Origin of the sequence: Psychromonas sp. Urea-02u-13 (assembly GCF_002835995.1) — a bacterium.
Taxonomy (GTDB): Bacteria; Pseudomonadota; Gammaproteobacteria; order Enterobacterales; family Psychromonadaceae; genus Psychromonas.
The window spans coordinates 1-9,191 of the sequence record NZ_PJBZ01000123.1 but is presented as its reverse complement, the minus strand read 5'-3'; the positions used below and the strand labels follow the sequence as shown (position 1 = coordinate 9,191).

14 protein-coding genes are annotated in these 9,191 nt (G+C 36.0%); all 14 read right to left on the bottom strand.

What is annotated here, in order from left to right:
- The coding region (locus CXF74_RS19940; protein ID WP_442965961.1) for a YdeI/OmpD-associated family protein at positions 1-309 on the bottom strand (309 nt) is incomplete at its 3' end.
- Positions 310-355: 46 nt separating this feature from the next.
- Entirely contained in the window at positions 356-853 is a 498-nt protein-coding gene (locus tag CXF74_RS19935) for a GNAT family N-acetyltransferase (protein ID WP_157822473.1), read from the bottom strand.
- A gap of 119 nt (positions 854-972) precedes the next feature.
- Entirely contained in the window at positions 973-1,875 is a 903-nt protein-coding gene (locus CXF74_RS19930; protein WP_101084276.1) for a hypothetical protein, read from the bottom strand.
- Positions 1,876-1,965: 90 nt separating this feature from the next.
- A complete protein-coding gene (locus CXF74_RS19925; RefSeq protein WP_157822472.1) occupies positions 1,966-2,415 on the bottom strand; it encodes a hypothetical protein in 450 nt (149 codons plus the stop codon).
- 121 nt (positions 2,416-2,536) lie between these two features.
- A complete protein-coding gene (locus CXF74_RS19920; protein WP_101084274.1) occupies positions 2,537-3,268 on the bottom strand; it encodes a hypothetical protein in 732 nt (243 codons plus the stop codon).
- A 1,055-nt stretch (positions 3,269-4,323) separates the two neighbouring features.
- Positions 4,324-4,869 (bottom strand): AAA family ATPase, encoded by a 546-nt coding sequence (locus tag CXF74_RS19915; RefSeq protein ID WP_232772599.1) that lies wholly within the window; start codon positions 4,867-4,869, stop codon positions 4,324-4,326.
- Positions 4,870-4,956: 87 nt separating this feature from the next.
- A complete protein-coding gene (locus tag CXF74_RS19910; protein WP_101084273.1) occupies positions 4,957-5,556 on the bottom strand; it encodes a class I SAM-dependent methyltransferase in 600 nt (199 codons plus the stop codon).
- A 155-nt stretch (positions 5,557-5,711) separates the two neighbouring features.
- Positions 5,712-5,990 carry a hypothetical protein gene (locus tag CXF74_RS19905; RefSeq protein ID WP_101084272.1) on the bottom strand — a complete coding sequence of 93 codons (279 nt, stop codon included), beginning with the start codon at positions 5,988-5,990 and terminating at the stop codon, positions 5,712-5,714.
- A 64-nt stretch (positions 5,991-6,054) separates the two neighbouring features.
- Positions 6,055-6,705 carry a class I SAM-dependent methyltransferase gene (locus CXF74_RS19900; protein ID WP_101084271.1) on the bottom strand — a complete coding sequence of 217 codons (651 nt, stop codon included), beginning with the start codon at positions 6,703-6,705 and terminating at the stop codon, positions 6,055-6,057.
- 128 nt (positions 6,706-6,833) lie between these two features.
- Complete coding sequence (locus tag CXF74_RS19895) at positions 6,834-7,655, bottom strand: helix-turn-helix domain-containing protein (RefSeq protein ID WP_101084270.1); 822 nt, start codon at positions 7,653-7,655, stop codon at positions 6,834-6,836.
- A 15-nt stretch (positions 7,656-7,670) separates the two neighbouring features.
- Complete coding sequence (locus CXF74_RS19890) at positions 7,671-7,982, bottom strand: DUF6506 family protein (RefSeq protein ID WP_101084269.1); 312 nt, start codon at positions 7,980-7,982, stop codon at positions 7,671-7,673.
- Between the two features lie 343 nt (positions 7,983-8,325).
- Complete coding sequence (locus CXF74_RS23160) at positions 8,326-8,484, bottom strand: DNA-3-methyladenine glycosylase I (RefSeq protein WP_442965962.1); 159 nt, start codon at positions 8,482-8,484, stop codon at positions 8,326-8,328.
- Entirely contained in the window at positions 8,462-8,569 is a 108-nt protein-coding gene (locus CXF74_RS22710) for a type IV pilus twitching motility protein PilT (RefSeq protein ID WP_232772600.1), read from the bottom strand. The genes CXF74_RS23160 and CXF74_RS22710 overlap by 23 nt, the downstream gene beginning before the upstream one ends.
- A 70-nt stretch (positions 8,570-8,639) precedes the next feature.
- Positions 8,640-9,071 carry a lipocalin-like domain-containing protein gene (locus CXF74_RS19880; RefSeq protein WP_101084267.1) on the bottom strand — a complete coding sequence of 144 codons (432 nt, stop codon included), beginning with the start codon at positions 9,069-9,071 and terminating at the stop codon, positions 8,640-8,642.
- Positions 9,072-9,191 lie beyond the last annotated feature (120 nt).

The following is a 9,191-nucleotide window of genomic DNA, read 5'->3' as shown; positions in this document are numbered from 1 at the left end:
CACGCGCCCTTCACTGATTAAACGTTCTACATGTTGTGTATTTCTTTTAGACCAATTACTGCGTGGCTTTCTAGGGGTAATACGCTGAAGATAAGCTAGATCATCAATTGATTTCTTAATACCGTCGATCCAGCCCCAGCAAAGCACTTCGATAACTACATCATTCCAAGACACACTCTCAATACCGGTGTTTTTCTTGTATATCTTTACCCACAATTCGCTTTCACAGGTGTGATTTAAGCTCAGCCACAGGTTGAGATCTTTTGGAGTGGCAAAGGAGATGATTTTCAATGGATCAGGGTCAGGCATGACATTCGATTCCCTTCGGTAAGGTCGTTTAGATTGACTTTTATGTTTATGACAACTGATATTTATAAAAAACGATTTCATTATTTTCACTATCACTCTTAATAAAACCAAGTTTATTAAGCAACCTAGATGAAACTATGTTGTTCGTGGCTACGCCTGCAATTAATAGGTTTATTTTGTTCTCATTATTAATGAAATCAATTAACCCTTTCAGTAACTCAGTAGCGTAGCCTTTTCCCCAATATGGCTCTCCAAGAAGGTAGCCAACATGAGCATCTGTATTACTTTCGACAAACACAAAAACAAAACCAATTATCATATTGTTACCTGTATGCCTCACTACAAACAAACGGCTTTCCGGTAACATTTTTTTTAACCAGCATTCAGCATCTGAAATCGAATTAATATTTCGAAAATATTGTGGAAGGCTCTCTACAACTTTTGGAGTTAATAACTTCGTGATTGAGACTAAAATATCAGTTTCCCGCGTGCCTCTGAAAACTTCAACGACGGATAATCTTGAGGTTTGATAGGTAAACGTCAAAATAGACTCTCAATTTCGATAAAAAACATAAAATCCATATTAAGCGGACTAAAATCACTTGTGATAATGTAAAGTAAAGCGAAACCTAACAAACTTTTTCTGTTAGGTTTAAAGCGTTTTTAGTTACTATAGTGGAACAATTTTGTTGATATCCCTTTGTACTCATAAATAGCCTTAGCTCTCTCTACTAACGCTCTATCATTTGAAATAATTGCAGTACAGAATGCTCCATTAGCTATATGCTGAGAGTCGCTCATAACATTAGCTATTTTATCAGCTTTTCTACACTTTCTTTCAGAGTGAAATCCAATAATATCCAAAATTGCACAACAACGAACTATTCCAGAACAAAGCGGTAACTCTTCAACCCCTACACCACTAAAACCAAAAAAAGAGTCAATATCCACATCGTTATGAGATTCGACGACATTCCAAATTTGTTGGAAAACACTATCACCAGAGATATTAGTTAACCCAGAGCTTGGAATGCCCATTTTCTTTCTGATCTTAACAATGTCTTTTTGCTCTCTAAAAAGACATTTAAGAAATCTTGAGTATTCCTCTTTTTGTTTTCTGAACATTGTTACTTGTACTTCTGTTATTAACCCTCGAGTTTTAAGGTCATCAATAAATGAAAACGTATTTTCAGCCACTGACTCAGCTGACAGCAAAATTCTCCCCCCATTTAATGATGCTATCAATTCATCGAAAACACGAATATTTAAGTTTGAGGAACTCAAAGTTTCAACATACTCGTTAAAGTTTTGACTTGGAGATCTTTTCCGGTTTATTTTTGCTGTACCCAACGGCTTAAATTGTTTATCAAGGTCTAAACTCAAGTAGCTCGCATCAAGTTTCGTTAGGATATTTAGAAAATCTACCTCTAGATTTGAACCTTTAAACTCTGAAAAATGTGTATTGGAATATACCCATTGTACATTCTGAATACTATCCAATGGAAATGAGCCTTCATAAATATAACCTAAGATATTTTGATCTAGATAGATTGTAGGGATATCCAATTTTACTCCTAAACAATGTTATAGGGCTAACGAGGCTATATTAAGTGAGTTAAAACGTAACCAACAGTTCTATGATATTTAAATTCCTTTTTAGAATTTTTTAAAGTTAAGAACAATGCTAAAAGAGTTTATTAGGTTATGTTCAAGAGCTTCTAGTTTTTCTTCTAGGGATATTAACTCAGCATTATGTTTATTAGTTTTTTGTCTGTCACTTTCTATAAAGCATATATACCATCTGCCAACTAGCTCTCTTATTTTTTTTACTTCTAAATACACTTCATCAGGAAGTAAAAATTGAGCTTCATTGCAAGCGGTTTGATAAGAATGAAATTGCTCTCTACTTAACCCCTCTGAGCATAAAAGAGAGCTCAATGTCTGCGAAATAGAGTTATATATATTGAATCGTTTTTCATAAAGCTCAAACCTTACCTTTTCACGATTAGCAAAATATTGATGCCAGGCTATATATATCCCAGCCATTGCAACTACGGGGATAAATAAACGAGATATTTGTACCAGTAACGGTAAGTCTATATTCATTACGAAACTCATAATTAAATTCTAACGCCGCGTTAAGCGGACTAAAATTGTGGGTTATAATGTGTAGCGAAGCGAAACGTAACCCACTGTTTTTGTTCCATTTAAACTCCTTATCATGTTTTTACAATGAACATTTCTCTAGCCACATTGGTTTTGTATTAAGCGCCTCCTCAAAATAACGGATGATCGATAACGCTTGTTGATGAGGTGGTTCTGTATATATTAATGCACGCCATATTGTATCTACATCAGAACCCGCAGACTTTCTATCTTCTGTTTTCATATGAGTGATACGATTTCTTAAATTTTTCAACTTTTGATAATTTTCCCACGACTTAGAATTTCCTTTAGGTGTTTTAATACTCAAAATACTAGGAAGCATTTTTGAAATTTTTTCACATAAAGAAGAATGGCGCTGGACTTTCGTTTTATCCATTTCTTCAGGTTTATCTTTTCCCTTTCGAGTTGATATATACACGTAATCTTCTGGAATTATATCGTTAACAAAAGCCTCTAAACCTGCATGCGCAGTTAGAACAGATTCCATTACTAGTTCTAAATAATCTATTGCTTCTTTAGAACTTTTAAATGCATTCCCTTTCTTACTTTTATCATCAATTTTGTTTTTTCTTCTTATAGATAAGGCTTCACGATATGATCTTTGAGAAGCATTCAACATCATTGCAGTTGCATTTGGTAGAGGTACTGAAAACTCATTACCATTGTGATTCTTTGCACACGCCACTACCGTTAATTGAGTTCCAGATTTACTTACCTGATTAGTCCATGGAGAAGTCCAATCTTTGGATAAATAAGTTAAAACATTAATTCGCCAATCGTATTCTGCTTTCAAAATTAGAACCCTCTCGAATATAAGCCTGAAACATAACAGTGCATTTAAGCTGAAACATTATTCATTTATAACAATAGTATTCCGCTTGAATATATAGTCACTTAGTTTTCATTTCTTACTAAATAACAATGACCTATTATCATATATGCAAAATGATCAAATACGATAGTATTTTATGATCACCAAAAACCAATGTGGTGACGCTAAATATTTGTTAGGTCGCTTTCGCTCATTGAGGCGATAACTAAGCCTAATTGTCACAGGTTTCGCCTGTAGGCGAGTAGCGAATGAACAACCGAAACGCAGTTTCGCAGTGTGAAGTAGCATGCTCTCTAAACCAGTAGAGAAAAGTAACCAAAAGAGAGCTGGCCCGTAGCGTTTTCTAATCTTGTACAAGTAAGCACTTCTGATCGCACCAGCTCAAACAGCACGTCCGTGTGCTGTCTTGAGCTTACACCTGACGTCCTGTCAGGTGTTGCTGAAGTGCTTAATTGAACAAGGAAAACTTAAACGGGAGTCTGTGCAGCCGCGTTGTTTATTTGTAATTGAAAGAGAAAATTATGGTGCCCTCTTTGTTTTGCTGTTTTAGTTTTACCTTCTACTCATTAGGGTTGCCTACTGCTAAATAAGAGCATAAGGAATCAATGTGGCGGTAAAAATTCCGTTTACGTTTTTCTTAGGTGAACGACAACTTTAGCAAAAAAATAATAGAGTGAATTGAACGACAGTTCAGGGATATGAACGGGCTAAGCACTGAGTGCCCTTTGAATTTCATTAGCCTTTGCATGCAAAGGCGGTGCATTAAGAAGTTGTTGACCGCATAGAATATAAAGCGTTTCGGAATGGCACTTATTATTTAATATCTAAATTACTTTTTATTGCTGTTGAGAAGCATGATTCCCTAGCACTGCGAAGCTGCGTTTCGGTTTCTAATCATCGACTCGCCGAGAGGCGAAACCTCTGTCAATTAGGAACAATCATCGACTGGATAAGCTTGACGAACAACCATTAAAACATCGAAGTGGGGGAAGATCATTTACCGTTTAAGTCGCCTGTTATGCGTTAACTATTCGCCCGTATTTGAGTTCTTCTTCATCTGGTATTTCAAATCTTGGCTCCATAAAGTCAAACATCATGTCTGTCACTTCAAAAGCGTATACTGAGGGATCTTTTTCGGTATTTCGTTTATCAACACGTAGCTTACGCGTCTCAGTAGAAGCGTTTAAATAATGTACCTCAGGATTGATGCCTAATGCTCTCGCTTTATCAGCAAAGATGTCTCTTTGTGCTTTGGTCGTAAAACCAAGATCCAGTATTACGTTTCCATCAATTGCTAAGATCTGCTCACTAACCTGCCAAATTTGTTCTGAGCATCGGTTCACTCTTTCCATCATCCATTCAAAATCCAGCTCGGTCATATCTTTTGAGAATAGCGTTTGCATCCATGGGTCAATGGAAAACTTAACGCCCTTAATTTCATCTACGAGTGACAATGAATGAGTTGTTTTACCAACACCAGTAGGACCACAAACTAACACTAATCTTGCCATATAATTAACAACCTCTGAATGATGTGTAACGCGTATTAAACGCCTTTTCATGTGATGACTCATTATGAACAGAGCAAGTCCCGCTTTGCTTATCTTTGTATAACGTCGAATTTCCTTTAAGAAAACTCTGTCCTGTTGCTAACTACGCTTTATCGCGACGACTGAAAACGTATGCCAATGCTTGGTTTTACCAATGGCAGTATTACCTACTTCATCGCGCTCATGAAACCTAATAACTTCAAAGTTATTAAATAAGGCTTCAACTTCCGTTTTTGTCATGGGAGTTGTTGAACTACGGTAACCAGAAGCCCAACTGTCATTGATACCCATAAAATCACCCGCAAAAACACCGCCTTTTTCAAGGCTTGTAACCATCTTATTCCAAGTTGATTGAAACTGAATCGGGTCGGCAAAAAACAGGCTAGCATTGGCAATAATCACTCCACATTTGGGATGTTCATAATTTTCAAAGCTAGCTTTTGAAAGTGTCACTCGAGGATCATTGTCAAAGCGTTTTCCACAAATAGATATCGAGTCTGGATTAATATCAAAGCTATATACCTGATAATCAAGTTGAGCCATATACGCAGTATCACTACCCGTGCCACAACCACTATCAATTGCGACTTTAAGATCCGACTCATTAGATTTTATAGCGAACTCAGTCCGTGGTGCATGCTTTCTCATTAACGCTTTTTCATAATACTCGCGCCAAATTTCATCATTAGTTTTTGTCATTTAGAAAGGACACCTCAATGTTCATAACGTCCGCTTAAGCTCAGGAAACCAGACTTGACAAAGTTTAGAGTAAATAGCAAAAGAGAATAAAAGACTAATCTCCATTTGGATAACACTAAATACTAGCGCGCATTAAACGGGCTAAAAACAACTTGTTATAAGCTTACTAATTTCTTTAACTTATGGGCTTCCAAAGATAACTTTACTGACTTATAAGCACAAATAAGGGCCCAAGGAACTGCAATTGCAAGTGCTCCATTGACTAGATTAGTATCTGCCAATAATGGGTGCAGTGAGGCGGGATCATGACCAAATTTAGAGAAAAGCCCCAAACCGATTACGAGCATTGCCGGTGCATCATAAAGCCCAAGGAACTTCATCTTCTTTTCAAGAACCTTTAATCTCTCTTTAGCCTGTTGCTTTTCTAAATCCATTTATAACCTCTTTGATAAATAAGATGGGCTTAAAACGTCACATTACTTTCGTTTGAATTTCTCGTTATATTTTTTGTCCATTGAAAATGGCAACACAACCTATAACCGTTATGTTTACGTTTTGAAAATACTTGTTAAGTGATGACTCTAAGCTTGTTAAATCATCAGAAGCATTATCAAAAATACCTTTTTTGTTATAGATAGCCATTAACTTACCAGCAAAATAACCATAATTTGAATCTTTACCTAAGATGGTACTACCAAATAACATACCTTTATCATTGAGTAGTTTATCTAGGTGTTTAAACATAATGCCTTTTTCTTGCAAACTGCCAGGCAGACAATGCAGTAAATAGTTAACACTGATGGAATCGAATTTTTCACATCGAGTGTTTAATGGCTCTAATGCATTATCGCAATATATCTCAGGATTGAATCTGTTAATGCGGGTCGCAGCTGCGTTTAAGCTATTCATATTGAGATCTAATAACGCAACCCTTCTTTCAATGTCAGATAAACATTTATCAAGGTAATATCCAGAGCCAACACCCACATCAAGATGATTTACAGTGGAGTGTTTTTTAAATGTATTTCTCAGATTTTTGGTTGGGCACTTCCACAAAAATGAATTTGAAAAACCAAGAACCCATAGGTCATAAATAAAAAGTGTTTTTTTCGTATAAACTGCCTGACCTGCTTCAACGCTTTGATTCATTTTAATAAATTCCCTAAAAATATAAAGCCCACTTAAATGGGCAAAAATAGTTGGTTATAATGGTGAAGCGAAACATAGCCAACTATTTATGTAATAGCTCAACCAAACTGATAATAAAACATATTAAGTTAACCATCTACTACTTTGAAAGGTAAATAAAACGCATTATTATAATGGCCTAAACCATTTTTTTCTTTTTGAATAAAATGTTGCGGTGTAACTGCTGAAAAATGCTTAAACTCATTGATGAAATGAGCTTGATCGAAATACCCATGTGTTAGCGCTAGACCTGAATAATTCAATTTAGGATTTTCCGATAACGCTTTTATACACGATTGAAACCGAGTCGTACGCTGAAAATACTTACCTCCCACCCCAGTATAAATTTTGAATTTCCGCTGAAAAGTACGCTCACTCATTCCCGAGTTGTTCACTATAGTTTGCAATTTAAGATTACTTTGATAATAAACGTTATCTATCAAGCGATTCATAAGTTTCTCTTCGACCACGTTATTTAACTGCTGCAATAAGCAGTTGTCTAATAAAGTAACCGAAGAAGATTTTGATTGCTCATCAAGTAATTGTTCAAATAAAGTTTTAGGGAATATATTGCCTGCATCTGTAAGCTCATCAGCCAACTCAGTAAGCGGAATTTTAAATAATCGAAAAAAACCTGCAGATCGAAAACGGATCGATAATAAGTTTATCTTTCCTCTGCCAATGGCACGAAAAATTTTCTTACGAGGACAAAGTATAATGCCCTCTCCCTTCGATAGTACACTTGCATAAGGATCAATCACCTCTATAGGATCACCTAAATTAAATATACACTCAACGCCCGTCCCCCCATAAATAGCTGGAATAGCAGTTCCCACTGGTAATTTCCAACACCAATACTGTGCGATATAAAGGCTTAACGGTAAGCTTGGCCGTTGAATGAACGTATGCATAGAGTTACCTTTGAACTAAGTAATGAATAAACTATCACCACTAACATTATCTAAGCAAGGGTGATTATCAAATCGAACCACACCAATTGCAGCTTTTCCTTGCGCAGCTATCGTAATTTCTGCAACACCTTGATTGCCAAAGCCTGCACATAGTTCAATCGCAGTTACTCCTTCATCGATTAAGAGCTTCACTTGCTCACATGCTTGTTTGTAACTTGATACTGCGAGTGTCTTTACTTCGACTTCTGCGGTTTTTACCCACGAATAATTTGTCTCTGGTATTGCTTCAGGCGCAATAAAAATAAAAGCAGCTTTAAATACAGTCATAAAAAATTCCTTTCTGATTAAATTGAGGAATAAATATAACTTTAATTATTAGCTCTGAATTGGAAAAAAACGCCAAAATCAACATAGGAAGGTAATAATAAAAACATTATATTGTGTAGAAGGTAGAAAATGATATTCCCTAGCACTGCGAAACTGCGTTTCGGTTTCTAATTATCGACTGGATGGGCTTGACGAACAAGCATTGAGCAAAGATGGGGAGTTCTGTTTTGGTTATTCTTATTTTGGATATAATGTGTTGTTAATCGGAAAGAAGAGTTGGATATAATCGCGAAGCGATGGCCAACTGTTCTCTTTCCGTTTAATAAACTTATTGTTTGTAAGATTACAGTTTATTAATTTCTTTATATCTAAAACATGACGTCGTATGATCATTCACCATACCGACTGCCTGCATAAGTGCATAACAGGTCGTTGGAGCAATAAACTTAACACCCTTAATTTCATCTATTAGGCGACAATTAATGAGTTGTTTTACCAACACCAGTAGGACCACAAACTAACACTAATCTTGCCATATCATTAACAACCTCTGGATGATGTGTAACGCGTATTAAACGCCTTTTCATGCGCTGACTCATTATGAACAGAACAAGCCCCACTTATTAGCTGATAACTTATTAAAATTAAGCTAACTGTTTATTTTCTTTCAATACGCTGATAAACCTCTTTTACATAGCCACCTTGATCGGCAACCCCGAGATCTCTGAGTGGGTAGCCACCTTCTTGGATTAACTGATTTTTTTCAAGCGATATTTTAAAAGGGATTGATTTGCCTTCATAGTTTGGATAAGTACAGTAAGTGATATGTTCAGTATAAATATCACCGTGTAAATCATAGATACCTCCTCCTGCATCTAATGTTTTACTGCCCTGCAAACGTTCTTTATCAGTGACAGCTGCGCTGTAAGGGGTTCTATTTGCAGTTTTAGAGTAGAAGGAAAAATGCTCCTCTGTGAACAATTTAACCATTTTTCTATTTACATCAAAGGTCTTTTCCGTCTTACCTGCAATGGTCATCTGTGCATCAACAAGCAACCATTGTCCAATAAGCATTTCTGTATTTAACATTCCATTGTCTCTTAATTAACTAAATAAACATCATCATGCCAAATTAGCTTGCACATTTTAGTGTCTCTATTCACAGAATGATGACTCTTTATGATCTATAGGTTTTCTACTCACTGAAAT

What these genes read in the sequence shown, in the direction of transcription:
- CXF74_RS19895 (WP_101084270.1), bottom strand. Translation starts at nt 7,655, where the DNA reads ATGCATACGTTCATTCAACGGCCAAGCTTACCGTTAAGCCTTTATATC.
- CXF74_RS19915 (WP_232772599.1), bottom strand. Translation starts at nt 4,869, where the DNA reads ATGAAAAGGCGTTTAATACGCGTTACACATCATTCAGAGGTTGTTAAT.
- CXF74_RS19880 (WP_101084267.1), bottom strand. Translation starts at nt 9,071, where the DNA reads ATGTTAAATACAGAAATGCTTATTGGACAATGGTTGCTTGTTGATGCA.
- CXF74_RS19925 (WP_157822472.1), bottom strand. Translation starts at nt 2,415, where the DNA reads ATGAATATAGACTTACCGTTACTGGTACAAATATCTCGTTTATTTATC.
- CXF74_RS22710 (WP_232772600.1), bottom strand. Translation starts at nt 8,569, where the DNA reads ATGAAAAGGCGTTTAATACGCGTTACACATCATCCAGAGGTTGTTAAT.
- CXF74_RS19910 (WP_101084273.1), bottom strand. Translation starts at nt 5,556, where the DNA reads ATGACAAAAACTAATGATGAAATTTGGCGCGAGTATTATGAAAAAGCG.
- CXF74_RS19890 (WP_101084269.1), bottom strand. Translation starts at nt 7,982, where the DNA reads ATGACTGTATTTAAAGCTGCTTTTATTTTTATTGCGCCTGAAGCAATA.
- CXF74_RS19900 (WP_101084271.1), bottom strand. Translation starts at nt 6,705, where the DNA reads ATGAATCAAAGCGTTGAAGCAGGTCAGGCAGTTTATACGAAAAAAACA.
- CXF74_RS19905 (WP_101084272.1), bottom strand. Translation starts at nt 5,990, where the DNA reads ATGGATTTAGAAAAGCAACAGGCTAAAGAGAGATTAAAGGTTCTTGAA.